We start from the raw sequence: 16,624 nt of genomic DNA, 5'->3' as shown, positions 1-16,624 counted from the left end.
AAATTATTTATAAAGTAAAAAAACGAAGTTTCCTACCGCAACTACACCTGTTAAACACCCTAAAATAAAATCCATTTTAGAAGCAATAAAAGTAAGTTTGTGTTCAATTTTTTTAGCAATAATAGCATATAATGAATATAGCGTAAAAGAACCAATTGTAGAACCAATTGAAAAATAAAATCCATTTAAGTAAGAATATTCAAAATATTCTAACCCTATTAAAACAGAGATCGTTGTAAAATAAAACGGAATTGCAATAGTGTTTAAAAGAGACATTCCAATACCATGTAAATAAGCCTTAGATTTAGGTATTTCTTCTTTTATCCTCTTTTCTTTTGACGTAAAATACAGTCTAAAAAAGTTAATGGATAGCAGCAAAAGAATACCTGTACCTATCTTTTGTAACAAGGTTATATACTCTGAGTTTTCCATTAAAATACTCGATAGATAAGCACCTATATTCGCTTGAAAAAATAAAACTGTAGCATAACCACCAATAAGATAGAACGCTGCTTTTTTACCATTTCTTAAACTGAATTTAACTACAGTCAGATTTAAAAAACTAGGTGTTATACTACCTAAAACCGCAACACCAAAACCTAAGAAAATAAAAATTAAAAAGTTCATAAATTGTTTTTATATGGACAAATAAACAAAAAAACGTGTCAATTAATTGACACGTTTCATTTATATAGTAACTTATAAGCGTTTTTCTACACTACACCTTGTGCTAACATAGCATCTGCAATTTTTACAAAACCAGCAATATTTGCTCCTTTGATATAATCTACAGTTCCATCTTCATTCTTACCATGCTCTACACAAGAATCATGTATTTTTTGCATAATTTCTTTTAACCTTTCGTCTACTTCTTCTCTAGACCAGTTTAATCGTAATGAGTTTTGACTCATTTCTAGACCAGAAGTAGCAACACCACCAGCATTTGAAGCTTTTCCTGGAGCGTATAATATTTTTGCTTTTTGGTATTCATGAACGGCCTCTGGTGTAGAAGGCATATTTGCACCTTCAGAAACACATATACAACCGTTGTCTATTAATGTTTTTGCTTCTTCTCCATTTAATTCATTTTGAGTAGCACATGGCAACGCAATATCACATTTAACAGACCAAGGTCTTTCTCCTTTAAAATACTTTGCTTTTGGGTATTCTTCTAAATATTCGCTAATTCTACCACGTTTTTCATTTTTAATATACATTACTTGGTTTAATTTTTCAGCATCTATACCATCTTCATCATAAATATAACCTCCAGAATCAGAAAGTGTTAATACCTTTGCTCCAAATTGAATCGCTTTTTCTGCTGCATATTGTGCAACATTACCAGAACCAGAAATAACTACATTTTTTCCTTTAAAAGATTCGTTTTTAAGTTTCAGCATAGCTTCTGCAAAATACACGTTTCCATAACCTGTAGCTTCTGGTCTTATTAATGAACCACCATAAGCAACTCCTTTTCCTGTTAGAACTCCTGTAAATTCTGTTTTCAATTTTTTATACATTCCAAACATGTAGCCAATCTCTCTTGCGCCAACTCCAATATCTCCTGCTGGTACATCTATATGTTGTCCAATATGTTTTTGCAATTCACTCATAAAATTTTGACAAAAATTCATAATCTCACGATCAGATTTTCCTTTTGGATCAAAATCAGAACCTCCTTTACCACCACCCATTGGCAATGTTGTTAAAGAGTTTTTAAATACTTGTTCAAAAGCCAAAAATTTTAGAATACTAGCATTTACAGAAGGGTGAAATCTCAAACCACCTTTATATGGTCCAATAGCAGAATTCATTTGTATTCTATACCCTCTATTAACCCTTATCTCTCCACTATCATCTGTCCATGTTACTCTAAAAGAAATTAATCTCTCAGGCTCTACCATTCTTAATAAAAGGTTTTTTCCGTAATACTTTTTATTTTCAACAATAAAAGGAATTAAGGTTTCGGCTACTTCTCTCACTGCTTGTAAAAATTCCGTTTCATGGCTGTTTCTTTGTTCAACCAACTGCATGAAATCTTCTATTCTGGACTCTGTATTCGTAGACATTTTTTTTTGACTTTTATAAACATTTAACTAAGCAAATATAAGTTATTTTGAATATTTTTAAAGTTAAAAAGCACTAAAGTTCTTTATCCAACTCCTTTAAAACTTAAGTTATCAACCTAAAAAAAAGACCTATTTCACTAACCTTATTTCCCATATTATTTAAGACACTATTACCCTATTAAATTTATTTTTACTGATGAGTATTACAAATTTAAAATCTGTAAAAATTTGCCTTCCTTTATTTATTGAAATGTATTCAAAAACAGACATAATAGCATTTTAACTTATTATAAGAAACAAAAAAAACGCATCAAAAAAATGATGCGTTTTAAACTTTAAATAAATTAATATTTTAGACAACTCCTAAATCTAACATAGAGTCTGCTACTTTAATAAAACCAGCAATGTTTGCTCCTTTTACATAATTAATATAGCCATCTTCTTCTGTACCATATTTTAAACAAGCAGTATGAATAGAATGCATTATTTGATGTAATTTTTCGTCTACTTCTTCTTTTGTCCAGTTTAATTTCATGGCGTTTTGAGACATTTCTAAACCAGAAACTCCTACTCCACCAGCATTTACTGCTTTACCAGGTGCGTATAAAATTTTAGCATTATGAAATGCATGAATAGCTTCTGGAGTACAACCCATATTAGAAACCTCTGCTACATATTGTACACCATTTGCAACTAATTTTATGGCATCTTCTCCATTTAATTCATTTTGGGTAGCACAAGGCATTGCAATATCACATTTTACGCTCCATGGTTTTTCATTAGGATAAAATTTTGCTTCTGGAAATTCAAGTACATAAGGAGAAACAATATCATTATTAGATGCTCTTAATTGTAATAAGTAACTAATTTTATCATCATCTAACCCTTTTTCATCATAAATATATCCATCAGGACCAGAAATTGTAACTACTTTTCCGCCTAATTCTGTGATTTTTAAAGCGACACCCCATGTTACATTTCCAAAACCAGAAAGTGCAATTGTTTTCCCTTTAAAATCATCATTTTTGGTTTCTAATATTTCTTTTGTAAAGTAAACACCACCAAAACCTGTTGCTTCTGGTCTAATTAAGCTTCCTCCCCAGTTTAAACCTTTTCCTGTAAATACGCCTGTATGTTCTTGTTGTAGTTTTTTGTACATACCGTACATAAACCCAATTTCCCTACCACCAGTTCCAATATCTCCAGCTGGTACATCTGTACTTGGCCCAATCATTCTCCATAACTCTAACATAAATGCTTGGCAAAAACGCATTATCTCAGTGTCTGATTTTCCTTTTGGATTAAAATCTGAACCTCCTTTTCCACCTCCCATTGGTAGTGTTGTTAAGGCATTTTTAAATATTTGCTCAAATCCTAAAAACTTTAAGATACTTAAGTTTACACTTGGGTGTAAGCGAATACCTCCTTTATATGGCCCTATCGCATTGTTAAACTGTACTCTATGACCTATATTAACTTGAACCTGTCCTGCATCATCAATCCAAGAAATTCTAAATGTTAAAATTCTATCTGGTTCTACTAAGCGCTCAATAATTTTAGCGGCTTCGTATTGTGGGTTTTCATTATAAATTGTCTCAATAGACTCTAAAACCTCTTTAACAGCCTGTAAATATTCTTTTTCACCAGGGTGTTTTGTTTCCAAATTTGTTAAAATTTCCTTTACATTCATAATGGTATAATTAGTAATTCTTTATTGAATATGTTACTCATCAAAAATACATTTTAAAATTGTTTTTAAATAAAATATTTATTGTAATTTTTAATAATTAACAATAATTTATCCATTTTCTAAGAATCTTAATATTTTTTGAATTATTTGAGTTGTTTTTTTATTATATATACATTTTACATAAATCCTTCAGGAGGCAATTCTTCAAACGACTCTTCTACATCTGAAGCACTGTTACCCAAGGAAATACCTTCTTTAAAAATAGCCGCTTTATTGTTTTCTCCATCAATAATAACTGTTAGTTCATTTTTAAAAGAAATATGTCTTAGGTAAGAATCTTCAAAAACAGCTTCTTGTTTATTTAAATAATCTACATCAAAAAAGCCATCTTTTACAAAAGGGTTTATAGTTAAATATCCCACTTTAAAAGAGGTTAAATTTTGAAAGAAATGGGTTCCTTGACTCGGATCTATTCTAAAATCATTTAAACCAGATTCTACTATTATTTTTGCAGCAGAAATTTGAGACCAAAGTACCGGAATTCCTAACCAAGAATCACTTGATCCCCAACGCCCAGGCCCTACCAAAATATAGGGTTTGTCTAGTGCTACAAATTTTTTATTAATTTCTTCAACCGCACATGCAATATCTCGTGTATTTGCCGAATTAAACGTTTCGGGTTTTACATAAACTACATCACAAATGTTTTCATATTTACCATTTCCTAAAGCAGATTCAGAATAAATTATAGTTTCAGAAATATCTAAGTTTTCAGGCAATTTACTTACCGTTTCCATACTTTCTATGATAGGCCTAATTTGTAAAAAACTAAATTCTTTTGGCTTACCTGCAGGAACATCTAGTTTTACGGCAAATTCTATTTCTATTGGGTTTCTCATTTCTCGTTGCCCAACACGCAAAAGGTCTTGTAAAATTTCTGGCAATGGAAACGTATTGTATTTTAATATATTATCGAACGTAATTACACGGATACCATCATGCATTACACCAGGTCTAATGGTATTATTTTGTAAATCATAAGTTGAAGCTACAAATTTTAAAGATCCATGGTTTTCTGCTTTTCTAATGGTAACTTTCTTTTTATTGATGGCTTCGCAAGTAGAAACCTTATAACTATCAGGATTTAAATCTAAACCATAAAAATACTGTTGCGTTTCTCTTTGTGTTGAACCCGGAGAAGATAGTTGCAATATTTTTTTTGGATAAGATGGTGAAAAGCGTAATGTTTGTCCGCCACCCACAATTATTTCTCCTAAACCTAAAGCAATATTAGCAATTCCTTCACTTGCCTTTTCCTCTCCAATAGGATAAAAATTAATAGAACGTGCTACCCCAGAAATATTTGGATAATATACATCTTGGTATGGCTTACCTATAACTTCTTGCAAAATTACAGCCATTTTATCTTCTTCTATAGTATGTGATATTGCTTTTAAATATGATTTACTGTTTTCAAAAAAAGCAGATGCTATAACAGATTTAATAGCATTAGAAACCATTTCAACTTTTTTGTCTATTTCAGAATCTGGAATCATATACGTTGCAAAAACACCTGCAAAAGGCTGATAGTTAGAATCTTCTAACATACTAGATGAACGTACAGCAATAGGGCATTTCGTGGTTTTTAAAAATGCTCTAATATCTTCTAAAGCCCATTCTGGTAAATCTTTTGAAATAAACTCATGTAATATTTTATCATCATCTGTACATTTTGCTGCAAATTTTATCAATTTATGGGTTTCTATAAACTGATCAAAAACCTCTGTACTTATTACCACTGTTCTTGGTATGGTAATACTTACGTTTTTATATTTGTTATATAAATTATTGCGTTTTAAAAAGGAATCTATAAAAGCCAAACCTCTTGCTTTTCCTCCTAAAGCACCTTCACCTATTCTTGCATAACCAACAAACTCATCATATTTATTTTTATTAAACTTTACAATTACACCTCTAGATCTGTAAACTAAATATGCTTTGATAGAATTAATTAAGAAATCTCTTATTTGACCATTGCTTTCAAATTCATCATATTCTATAATGCTCAATAAATCTGCTAAAGGAAACAGTGCTCTTGATTTTAACCATTTAGAAAACTCACTTCTTTTAGCATGATACATCAAACAATCTTCAGTAACACTCTTTATCGCTCTTTGAAATTCACCTAAATCTTTAGCGGTTGCTAAAACTTTCATTTGGGTAGGATCCCAAAACTCGAAATCTCCAAAAGCAAAGTATTTTATAATATAATTTTTGATATCAACACCCAAGGTTTCTGAATGTTTATATAAAAATTTACCTTTTAATTCTAACGTTCGTTTTTCATTATTTTCATTAGATGATTGCATTAAAAAAGGAAAATACCGTTTATATTTTCTTACATAGTCTAATAATAAAAAACCTGCTTCTTTATTTCTAACACCATCTTTAAAATAATTAACATCAGATATTACGCCTAGTAAATTTTCTTTGTATGTATCAAATAAATCAATACCTTCTTCAAAAGTAGTGGCTAATAAAATTTTTGGTCTCCCTCGCATTAATAGCATTTTTCTATGCTCATTTAATCCTTCAGACATTAATCCTTGGGTTTGTTTAAGAAGAATTTTATAAATAAGCGGAATATATCTAGAGTAAAACTTTAGCGAATCTTCTACCAATAATATTGCTTTAACACCCACTGTATTAATATCAACCTCAGCATTCATTCTGTCTTCGGTTAATTTAATGATAGCCAAAAATATATCTGCATTTCCATTCCAATGAAAAACAAAATCGATACTATCTGTATTTTCTTTTTGTAGCTTACTTCTTAATTGAGAAGAATGATGACTTAAAGCCGCAATAGGAACATTAGGATACGCCTCTTTAATTTTTTTTGATGTATCAAAAGCATTATAATTACCAATATCTAACCACGTAATTACAATGTCTATTTGATGAGACTCCATCATTTTAATTGCTCTTTTTGCAGAATTTGCATGAATAAAATTTGGTGGATGCCTTAAGTTTAAAGAAGTGTATTCATTAAAAATTCGTTCTTCAATTCTACCATCTTCTTCAAGCATATAAAAATCATAATTAGAACAAACAATTAATACCTTATTAATTCTATTTTGCATTAATTTATCAAAAGTTACCTCTTTAAATGCATAGGATTTTAAATTAGATAAGATATTTTCTTTCATTTTTATGCTGTTTAATATATTCTACAATATATTAATTTTCTAGTTTAGAACATTAATAAAAGTAAGTATTCAGCTCAAAATTATATTCAACAAAAATAAAAATGTGTAAATTCGCCATCTAATTTAGTATGTAATGTTAGATAAAGTAAAAGAACTGATTGGTGATGTAAAATCATTTAATGCAACTACAAAAGAAGAAGTTGAAACTTTTAGAATTAAATACTTAGGTAACAAAGGTTTACTTAAAGATTTATTTGCAGAATTTAAAAATGTAGATGCAGAATTGCGTAAAGATTTTGGACAAGCATTAAATAATTTAAAAAAATCTGCAGAAGGAAAAGTTGCCGAACTAAGCGAGTCTTTAGACAGTGCAACGAGTCATAAATCTTTTTATGGAGATTTATCACGTCCGTCAGAACCTATTAATTTAGGATCTCGTCATCCAATTTCATTGGTAAGAAACCAAATTATTGATGTTTTTAACAGAATTGGTTTTACCGTTTCTGAAGGACCAGAAATAGAAGATGATTGGCATAACTTTACCGCTTTAAATTTACCAGAATATCATCCTGCAAGAGACATGCAAGACACGTTCTTTATAGAACAAGATCCAGATATTTTATTAAGAACACACACTTCTTCTGTACAAGTACGCTATATGGAAGAAAATAAACCACCTATAAGAACTATTTCTCCAGGAAGAGTTTTTAGAAATGAAGATATTTCTGCAAGAGCGCATTGTATTTTTCATCAAGTAGAAGGTTTATATATTGATACAGATGTTTCTTTTGCCGATTTAAAACAAACACTTTTATACTTTACTAAAGAGATGTTTGGTAAATCTAAAATTCGTTTACGTCCTTCTTATTTTCCGTTTACTGAGCCAAGTGCAGAAGTAGATATCTATTGGGGCTTAGAAACAGAAACAGATTATAAAATTACAAAAGGTACCGGTTGGTTAGAAATAATGGGATGCGGAATGGTAGACCCTAATGTATTGAAAAATGCAAATATAGATCCAACAAAATATTCTGGGTATGCTTTTGGTATGGGAATAGAACGTATTGCCATGTTATTATATCAAATACCAGATATTAGAATGTTTTATGAAAACGACAAACGTTTCTTAGAACAGTTTAAGTCTGTTTTATAAAACCTAGCAAGGAAAGAGTTAACAAGTTTGTATAATCAGTATTGTGAATTTTAATAGTAAAAAATAATTTAGATAATGAAATATTTTACACAATTTTGGGACGAAGAAAGAGATGATGAATATGCAGATTGGGGAACCTCAACTTGGTATTTTGAAACCAATGATGCAGATGAAGTTTTAAAACAAATTACCGTTTACAAAAACGAAAAAGTTACTAAATATGATGAAGATCATCTAGAAGATGAGTTTGGTGGTTTGTGTGAAGGCACATTAACCATAGATGAATGTGACGGAGATGTTATCTCTAAAGAAGAGTTTTATAAACTTTGGTAATTCTATAGTTGCAAAAGAAAACTTTTTAAAGACTTATTAACCAGGTTATTACCCGCTAAAAGAGGATAGTAAACACATTTCAAACTTACATATTACAAAATTTAAAACCGATATTACTATCGGCTTTTCCCTTTAACAAAAAATTAACTTCGTAAAGTTCGGTTTGTTCCGAACTAAAAATATATCTTTGCAAAGAATTTGACTGTTAATAAATAATTTACTTTAAAAACAGTCTTAAAGTAAATAAAATGAAAGAAGAAATCTGTAAAATAAAAATGGCCTTGGTTGAAAAACTAGGTGTGCATATAGAAGACAGAGAACAATTAGCACCTGTTGCAGCTCGTATTTTAGCTTACATCATCTTAACAGGTAAAAAAGGAGTCACTTTTGAAGATATGGTAACCATACTTTGTGCAAGTAAAAGTACCATTTCTACACACGTTAATCATTTACAAGATTTACATAAAATAGTGTATTTCACAAAAACAGGTGATCGAAAAAAATATTTTATCCTTAATAAAGGAATGGTCCTTCAGCATATAGATAGTATGATACATAAGTGGAAAGAAGAACGTGAAATGCATTTAGAAATAAAAAATTATAAAGAAACTATAAACAAGAATAAAATTGAAAATGAAAGTGAAAAATTCGATTTAAATTTTCATGACGATTATATAAAATTTATAGACGGAGCTACATCCTCTGTAGAGGAATTAAAATTAAAACTAGACAATAATAAATTCGATATTTAAACCAAGACAAAAAATGAAACATTATAAATTATTATCATTACTATCATTAGGTGTATTTTTAGTAATTGCAAGTTGCACCAACAAAGAGCAACCAGCCGCAGCAGCACAAGGTCCTGCACCTTCTTTTCCTGTAGTTACCATGCAAACTAAAACTGTTACAAGTTTTAATGAATACCCAACAAGTTTAGAAGGTATTGTAAATAGTGCCGTAAGAGCAAAGGTTTCTGGTTACGTACAAAAAGTAATGGTAGACGAAGGCCAGAAAGTACGTAAAGGACAAGTGTTATTTAAGTTAGAAACACAGTCTTTAAGTCAAGATGCTAGTGCAGCAAAAGCACGTATTAATGTTGCTCAAGTAGAAGTTAACAAATTAATACCGTTAGTAGAAAAAAACATTATAAGTGCTGTACAGTTAGAAACTGCGAAAGCAAATTTAGCACAAGCTAAAGCAAATTATAGTAGTGTTTCTGCAAGTATTGGATACGGAACCATTAGAAGTCAAGTAGATGGTTATATAGGTGCAATTAATTATAGAGAAGGCGCATTAGTGAGTCCTGCAGATCCTACTCCTTTAACAACAGTTAGTGATATTAGTAAAGTGTATGCTTTTTTTAGTTTAAACGAAAGTGAATATTTAGACTTTTTACAAAATGCTGAAGGTAAAAACTTAGAAGAAAAGCTTGCAAATTATTCTGCTATCAATCTAGTATTAGCAAATGGAAGTACCTATGCAGAAAAAGGAAAAATAGAAACAAGCACAGGTCAAGTAAACAAAAATACAGGTACTGTTAGTTTAAGAGCTGTTTTTAACAATCCAAACCAACTGTTAACAAATGGAAATAGTGGTAAAATTCAAATTCCAACAATTTACGAAGATGCAATTGTTGTTCCACAGCAAGCAACTTATGAACAACAAGGAAATATTATGTTGTTTAAATTAAGTGAAGGTAACAAAGTAGAAACTTCAATTATAAAAGTAAAAGCAGCAGTAGGAAATTTATATATAGTTGAATCAGGAATCAATTTAAAAGATAAGATTGTAGTATCTGGGGTTGGTAAATTAAGAAGTGGTACGGTTATTACACCACAAAACACTCCTTTTGATGATGCAATTAAACCTGTAGAAACTTTATTTAAAAACTAGCAAACCATAAACTTATTTAGTTATGTTAAAAACATTTATTGAAAGACCCGTTCTTTCAACCGTAATTTCTATTATTATTGTTTTGCTTGGAATTATAAGCGTTACAAGCCTACCAATAGAAGAATACCCAGATATTGCTCCACCAACCATAAAGGTAATTGCCTCTTATGCTGGAGCCAACGCAGAAACAGTTTTAGAAAGTGTAATTGTACCTATTGAAGAGCAAATTAATGGTGTAGAAGGTATGACGTACATCACATCTACAGCATCTAACACAGGTACAGCAGAAATAACTGTTTATTTCAGTCAAGAAATAGATGCAGATATTGCTGCCGTAAACGTTCAAAACCGTGTGGCTAGAGCAACACCATTGTTACCCGCAGAAGTAGTACAAACGGGTGTAACAACACAAAAACAAGAAACAAGTGCATTGATGTTTATTTCTATGTATTCTGAAAGCGACAATTACGACGCTACTTTTATTCAGAATTATTTAAAAATAAACGTAATTCCTGCTATGCAACGTATTAGTGGTGTTGGAGATGTTAGTGTATTCTCTCAACAAGATTATGCTATGAGAATCTGGTTAAAACCAGAAAAATTAGCAGCTTATAATTTAATTCCTTCAGATATTACAGCAGCCTTAGCAGAACAAAACTTAGAAGCAGCTGCAGGTTCTTTAGGTGAGAATAGTGGAGAATCATTTTCATATACATTAACCTATAGTGGTCGTTTTAAAGAAGAAAAACAATATGGTGATGTTATTATAAAAGCATTAGGAAACGGACAATTTCTTCGTTTAAATGATGTTGCTGAAATAGAATTAGATGCACAATCTTATGCGTCTAACGCAATGAGTAAAGGAAATCCTGCAGTTTTTATGGGGATTTTTCAAACAAAAGGTTCTAATGCAAAAGTAATTATTGAAAACATTAAAGAAACCTTAGAAGAAGTTAAAAAAGACTTACCAGAAGGATTAGATATTTTTGTTCCTTATGATACAAGTTTGTTTTTAAATGCCTCTATAGAAAAAGTAATTCATACTTTATTAGAAGCCTTTTTATTGGTATTCTTAGTGGTATTTATCTTCTTACAAGATTTTAGATCTACCTTAATTCCAGCGATAGCTGTACCAGTTTCTATTATTGGTACGTTCTTTTTCTTGAATGTTTTTGGATATTCAATTAACTTATTAACACTATTTGCATTAGTACTTGCAATTGGTATTGTAGTGGATGATGCCATTGTGGTTGTAGAAGCCGTACATGCCAAATTAGATGAAGGAGAAAAGAGTGCTAAAAAAGCAACTTTAACTGCCATGAATGAAATTTCTGGAGCAATTATATCTATTACTTTGGTAATGGCAGCTGTATTTATTCCGGTTACTTTTATCTCTGGACCAACAGGAGTTTTTTATGAGCAATTTGGAGTTACATTAATTATTGCAATCCTTATTTCTGCAGTAAACGCATTAACTTTAAGTCCGGCATTATGTGCTTTATTATTAAAACCACATAAAGAAGATGAAGAAATTAAAGGTAAAAGTCCTTTAAAGCGTTTTTACACACTTTTTAATCGTGGATTTAACGCAACTATTGATAGATATGGAAAATCACTACATTTCTTATATAAGAGAAAATGGGTATCTGGTTTATTATTAGTCTTAGCTATTGTTGGAATTTTTTGGGCATCAGAACAAACACCAACCGGTTTTGTACCTAATGAAGATAGAGGAATTCTTTTTGCAAATATAGAGTTACCAGCAGGAGCTTCTTTAGACAGAACAAACGCAGTTTCTATGGATTTGTATAATAAAATTAAAGATATTGATGGAATTGTTGCTGTTAACATTGTTAAAGGTAGAAGTTTAATTAGTGGAGCTGGTAGTAATTACGGTTTTGGTATTATAAAATTAGCAGATTGGGGAGAACGTGAAGATCCTTCTACTTCTGTACAAGCAATTACAGGTAAATTATTTGGAATTGCAGCTACCATACCAGAAGCAAATATTATTTTCTTCTCGCCACCAAGTATTAGAGGTTTTGGTAACTCTGCAGGTTTTGAAGTAAATTTACTAGATAAATTTGGAGGTGAATTTAAAGACTTAGACAAAACAAATAAAGAATTTGCAATGGCTTTAATGAGTCATCCAGAAATTAAATATGCACAATCTTCTTTTAATACAAATTATCCACAATATGAAATGGTAATTAATGTGCCTTTAGCAAAAGAAAAAGGAGTGCCTATTAATAGTATTTTCTCAACATTGCAAGGTTATATTGGAGGTATATATGCTTCGGATTTCTCAAAATTTGGAAAACAATTTAGGGTATATATTCAAGCTTTACCAGATGATAGAGCAACCGTAGATGATTTAAATAGCATGTATGTTAGAACAAACTCTGGTGAAATGACACCAATTACACAGTTTGTAAAATTAGAACGTGTATATGGACCACAATCGGTAACGCGTTTCAACTTATTTAACTCTACAACTATAACAGGTGCAACAAACGAAGGTTTTAGTACTGGAGATGCTATTAGAGTTATTGAAGAAGAAGTTGCTAAATTACCAAGTAATTATACTATTGCATATTCTGGTTTAACTAGAGAAGAAGTAAGTGCAGGTAGCCAAACCATATTTATTTTTGCTTTGAGTATCTTGTTTGTGTATTTCTTATTAAGTGCACAGTATGAAAGTTATTTATTACCATTTGCAGTTGTGTTTTCACTTCCATTTGGTGTATTTGGGGCCTATATAAGTACCTACTTATTTGGACTAGAAAACAATATTTATTTCCAAATTGCATTAATTATGCTAATTGGTCTGCTCGCCAAGAACGCCATACTAATTGTGGAGTTTGCACTGCAAAGACGTAAAAATGGAGAAAGTATTGTAGATGCAGCTATTCATGGAGCAAAATCTCGTTTACGTCCTATTTTAATGACCTCATTTGCCTTTATTCTTGGTTTAATGCCATTAGTACTAGCAAAAGGAGTTGGATCTGAAGGAAACAATTCTATCGGTACAGGTGCCGTTGGAGGAATGTTGATAGGAACCATTTTAGGAGTCTTTGTAATTCCGATACTATTTATATTATTTCAATGGTTACAAGAAAAAGTTTCTAGTAAACCAGCAGTTATTTCTCAACAAAATGAAGAAGAATAAGATGATATCAATTATAAAAAACAAAAACCTTCAAAAAGGAGTCGTTTTAGCTGTAATGGCTTTTACGTTACAAAGTTGTTTTGTTGCTAAAGAGTATACAAGACCAACAGTAGAAGAAACAGAAAACTTGTACAGAACAGATAATTTGCCATCAGATAGTATATCTATGGCAGATATATCTTGGAAAACCTTGTTTACAGATACCTATTTGCAGCAATATATAGAAGAAGGATTGCAAAACAATATGGACATTAGAATTGCAATTCAACAAATAGTTGCAGCAGAAGCGTATGCTAAACAAGGAAAAGCAGGGTATTTACCTTCTTTAAGTGTAGGTCCTAATCTTACACATCAAGAATTATCTAAAAACAGTCAGTTTGGAGCATTTTTAACGGATACTTCTACAGATCAATGGGATGTTACTGCATCCCTTTCTTGGGAAGCAGATATTTGGGGAAAAATACGTAGTAATAAACGTGCAACACAAGCTGTTTATTTACAAAGTGTTGCTGGACATCAAGCCGTAAAAACGCAATTGATTTCTAGTATTGCAAGCACATACTACACTATTTTAGCTTTAGATGCTCAGTTAGAAATTACCAAAACATCTATTAAAACAAGAAAAAAAGGAGTAGAAACTATTAAAGCTTTAAAAGAAGCAGGTTTAACAAATCAAGTAGCAGTAGATCAAAATATTGCACAATACAATAATGCAAAAGCATTAGAAGTAGATTTAGAAGTAGCTCTTTTTAAGGCGGAAAATACGCTAGGTATTTTGTTAGGCAAAGCACCTCAACAAATTGATAGAAGTAATTTAGACAAACAAACTATAAATTCTGAAATGAAATTAGGTTTTGCTTCTCAATTATTAAGTAATCGTCCGGATGTGATGGCTGCTGAATATGGATTAATTAGCGCTTTTGAATTGACAAATGCTGCTAGAAGTAGTTTATATCCTTCTTTAACTTTAACTGCCTCTGGCGGATTACAAAGTTTAGAATTAGATAAATTATTTAATGCAAACTCTTTATTTGCCAATATTGTTGGTGGTTTAACACAACCTATTTTTAATAAACGAAAGTTAAAAACACAAAAAGAAGTTGCTCTTGCACAACAAGAACAAGCACTACTAAACTTTAAAAAGACTTTATTAGTTGCAGGTAACGAAGTTTCTAATGCATTGTATTCTTACAATTCTGAAAACAAGAAGTATGAATTCTTACAAAACGAAGTGAAAGCTTTGCGTGAGGCAGAAAAAAATTCTGAAGAATTATTAAAGAACGGATATGCCACTTATTTAGACTTATTAACAGCTAGACAAAGCGCTTTAAGTTCAGAAATTAAAGTTATTGGTAGCAGATTACAACAATTACAATCTGTTGTAAACTTATATGAAGCACTTGGTGGTGGTTTAAAATAAACTAAAATGGTTAGTAAACAAGAACTTTTAGAGTGTTCTATTACCAACTTTATCAAATTTGGAAGCAAGCGTTTTTCTATGAATCAGCTTGCTTCTGAACTTGGTATTTCTAAAAAAACCATCTACAAACACTTTAAAAATAAAGATGAACTTATTTCTAAAGGTGCTCGTTTTATTGTTGATAAGTACCTGCACGAAGTAGAAAAAATTCTAAAAAATACAGAAGATCCTATAGAACGGATAATCTTAATTCAGAAAAATAGTTTTCAATATTTAAACTATTTTCAGCCTACATTTTTATACGGAATTAAGAAATATTACCACAATGCAGATGCTGTTTTTAAAAACTTTAAAGACACCTTTATAAAAAATAACTTAAAACCTTTGCTAGAAGACGCTATAGAAAAAGAGTATCTTCGCAAAAGTTTAAACATAGATTTGTTTTGCGATTTGTATTTTACAAGAATTGAAGAGTTTGTTTTTAATCCTAAAAATCTTTTTGAAGTTTATGGTATCGATGTTGTTTTTGAGCATCTAATTATAAATAGTTTACGAGGTTTTATTACACCAAATTACAAAGACACAAACAAATTATTTTCTTAGTTATTATTTATGAAAAAAGACATTCAAATACCCGAAGTTACAGACGTAGAAATGGCTGTTGTTTATGAATACAATGATTTGTACAAAACAGATGATTGGAATGTGTATATCATTAATAATAAGAAAGTAGACTTAGAAATGATGGTAATTGTTTCTCAAGGTTTTTCTGAGACAAAAACAACTTCTTTGTTGCGTAAAAAATTAGACAAACTTCCAGCAAATTCTTTTGCTAAAATTGAATTTATTCAACCTGAATTATTCAAGTTAAATAACCGTTTTCAGGTTTCTTTTTTTGAAGGTAACACCTTACACGAAAAAACATTTTTCTTTAAAGAAAACACCGTTAAAGAAGGTGCTTTGCGTATGATTGATGAAATTAAAAAACGTGGTATTTTAGCTGAATAAGTAAAGTTTTGAGGATATCTTCCTATTTTACAAATTCATTTTTTTGCTTGATTAAGCACACATAATTTCTAGGTATCATTCCGGTAAAATAGAAGATAGAGACCTCTTAATTCAAAAGATTATGAGATTTCTCAATCGCCTAAAAAAGCTCATTTCGAAATGACAAACTTTGGGTTCTTGATTCTGTTAATTATTATATCAAACTTTTAAAAATTAAAATTGTCACTTCGAAGTAATGAGAAGTCGAATAACAGTGAAAACTTAAAACGACACACACAACTTGTCGTTTCTACGTTAGGAGAAACCTAATAGCAGTGATACTCAATACATTTTTTACTCAGTTCTTATGATTTCAAGTAGTTTTCTACCTTTTAAAAAAAGTGTGTGAGAATTGTGTGAGATTTCTCAATCGCTCAAAAAAGCTCATTTCGAAATGACAAACTTTGGGTTCTTGATTCTGTTAATCATTATATCAAACTTTTAAAAATTAAAATTGTCACTTCGAAGTAATGAGAAGTCGCATAAAAGTGAAAACTTAAAACGACACACACAACTTGTCATTTTGACGTTAGGAGAAATCTCATAGCATTGATAATCAATACATTTTTCACTCAGTTCTTATGATTTCAAGTAGTTTTCTACCTTTTAAAAAAAGTGTATGAGAATTGTGTGAGATT

The 16,624-nt window shown here is 30.5% G+C and carries 12 protein-coding genes; 8 read left to right on the top strand and 4 right to left on the bottom strand.

The features are described from left to right. Window positions 1-3: 3 nt before the first annotated feature. The 4 genes from WG945_RS11090 to WG945_RS11075 form a co-directional block, all read right to left on the bottom strand. On the bottom strand, window positions 4-627 hold the full coding sequence (locus tag WG945_RS11090) for a LysE family translocator (protein ID WP_068447927.1): 624 nt from the start codon (window positions 625-627) through the stop codon (window positions 4-6). A gap of 86 nt (window positions 628-713) precedes the next feature. Beyond that, entirely contained in the window at window positions 714-2,069 is a 1,356-nt protein-coding gene (gdhA, locus tag WG945_RS11085; protein ID WP_068447925.1) for an NADP-specific glutamate dehydrogenase, read from the bottom strand. A 352-nt stretch (window positions 2,070-2,421) separates the two neighbouring features. Beyond that, window positions 2,422-3,759 (bottom strand): NADP-specific glutamate dehydrogenase, encoded by a 1,338-nt coding sequence (gene gdhA / locus WG945_RS11080; protein WP_068447923.1) that lies wholly within the window; start codon window positions 3,757-3,759, stop codon window positions 2,422-2,424. A 176-nt stretch (window positions 3,760-3,935) separates the two neighbouring features. Next, on the bottom strand, window positions 3,936-6,968 hold the full coding sequence (locus WG945_RS11075) for a PEP/pyruvate-binding domain-containing protein (protein ID WP_068447921.1): 3,033 nt from the start codon (window positions 6,966-6,968) through the stop codon (window positions 3,936-3,938). A gap of 133 nt (window positions 6,969-7,101) precedes the next feature. Here WG945_RS11075 and pheS point away from each other — a divergent pair, with 133 nt between their 5' ends. The 8 genes from pheS (at window position 7,102) to WG945_RS11035 (ending at window position 15,947) form a co-directional block, all read left to right on the top strand. Next, entirely contained in the window at window positions 7,102-8,121 is a 1,020-nt protein-coding gene (gene pheS, locus WG945_RS11070; RefSeq protein WP_068447919.1) for a phenylalanine--tRNA ligase subunit alpha, read from the top strand. A 75-nt stretch (window positions 8,122-8,196) separates the two neighbouring features. Further along, window positions 8,197-8,454, top strand: a complete 258-nt coding sequence (locus tag WG945_RS11065) for a hypothetical protein (protein ID WP_068447917.1) — start codon at window positions 8,197-8,199, stop codon at window positions 8,452-8,454. A 248-nt stretch (window positions 8,455-8,702) separates the two neighbouring features. Next, complete coding sequence (locus WG945_RS11060; protein WP_068447915.1) at window positions 8,703-9,206, top strand: GbsR/MarR family transcriptional regulator; 504 nt, start codon at window positions 8,703-8,705, stop codon at window positions 9,204-9,206. A gap of 13 nt (window positions 9,207-9,219) precedes the next feature. Next, window positions 9,220-10,350: an efflux RND transporter periplasmic adaptor subunit gene (locus tag WG945_RS11055; protein WP_068447913.1), complete on the top strand. Its 1,131-nt coding sequence runs from the start codon at window positions 9,220-9,222 to the stop codon at window positions 10,348-10,350. Window positions 10,351-10,372: 22 nt separating this feature from the next. Further along, window positions 10,373-13,519, top strand: coding sequence for an efflux RND transporter permease subunit (locus tag WG945_RS11050; RefSeq protein WP_068447911.1), 3,147 nt, complete (start codon window positions 10,373-10,375; stop codon window positions 13,517-13,519). Window position 13,520: 1 nt separating this feature from the next. Beyond that, a complete protein-coding gene (locus WG945_RS11045; RefSeq protein ID WP_068448018.1) occupies window positions 13,521-14,939 on the top strand; it encodes an efflux transporter outer membrane subunit in 1,419 nt (472 codons plus the stop codon). Between the two features lie 6 nt (window positions 14,940-14,945). After that, on the top strand, window positions 14,946-15,542 hold the full coding sequence (locus tag WG945_RS11040) for a TetR/AcrR family transcriptional regulator (protein WP_068447909.1): 597 nt from the start codon (window positions 14,946-14,948) through the stop codon (window positions 15,540-15,542). Window positions 15,543-15,551: 9 nt separating this feature from the next. Next, a complete protein-coding gene (locus tag WG945_RS11035) occupies window positions 15,552-15,947 on the top strand; it encodes a hypothetical protein (protein WP_068447907.1) in 396 nt (131 codons plus the stop codon). The last annotated feature ends 677 nt before the right edge of the window (window positions 15,948-16,624 follow it).

Origin of the sequence: Polaribacter atrinae (assembly GCF_038023995.1) — a bacterium.
Classification (GTDB): Bacteria; Bacteroidota; Bacteroidia; order Flavobacteriales; family Flavobacteriaceae; genus Polaribacter; species Polaribacter atrinae.
This window is presented reverse-complemented; position numbering and strand designations above follow the sequence as displayed.

Excerpts from the sequence above, each read along its gene's own strand:
- WG945_RS11090 (WP_068447927.1), bottom strand. The coding sequence starts at position 627 with ATGAACTTTTTAATTTTTATTTTCTTAGGTTTTGGTGTTGCGGTTTTA.
- gdhA (WP_068447923.1), bottom strand. The coding sequence starts at position 3,759 with ATGAATGTAAAGGAAATTTTAACAAATTTGGAAACAAAACACCCTGGT.
- WG945_RS11040 (WP_068447909.1), top strand. The coding sequence starts at position 14,946 with ATGGTTAGTAAACAAGAACTTTTAGAGTGTTCTATTACCAACTTTATC.
- WG945_RS11065 (WP_068447917.1), top strand. The coding sequence starts at position 8,197 with ATGAAATATTTTACACAATTTTGGGACGAAGAAAGAGATGATGAATAT.
- WG945_RS11050 (WP_068447911.1), top strand. The coding sequence starts at position 10,373 with ATGTTAAAAACATTTATTGAAAGACCCGTTCTTTCAACCGTAATTTCT.
- gdhA (WP_068447925.1), bottom strand. The coding sequence starts at position 2,069 with ATGTCTACGAATACAGAGTCCAGAATAGAAGATTTCATGCAGTTGGTT.
- WG945_RS11045 (WP_068448018.1), top strand. The coding sequence starts at position 13,521 with ATGATATCAATTATAAAAAACAAAAACCTTCAAAAAGGAGTCGTTTTA.
- WG945_RS11075 (WP_068447921.1), bottom strand. The coding sequence starts at position 6,968 with ATGAAAGAAAATATCTTATCTAATTTAAAATCCTATGCATTTAAAGAG.
- WG945_RS11035 (WP_068447907.1), top strand. The coding sequence starts at position 15,552 with ATGAAAAAAGACATTCAAATACCCGAAGTTACAGACGTAGAAATGGCT.
- pheS (WP_068447919.1), top strand. The coding sequence starts at position 7,102 with ATGTTAGATAAAGTAAAAGAACTGATTGGTGATGTAAAATCATTTAAT.
- WG945_RS11055 (WP_068447913.1), top strand. The coding sequence starts at position 9,220 with ATGAAACATTATAAATTATTATCATTACTATCATTAGGTGTATTTTTA.
- WG945_RS11060 (WP_068447915.1), top strand. The coding sequence starts at position 8,703 with ATGAAAGAAGAAATCTGTAAAATAAAAATGGCCTTGGTTGAAAAACTA.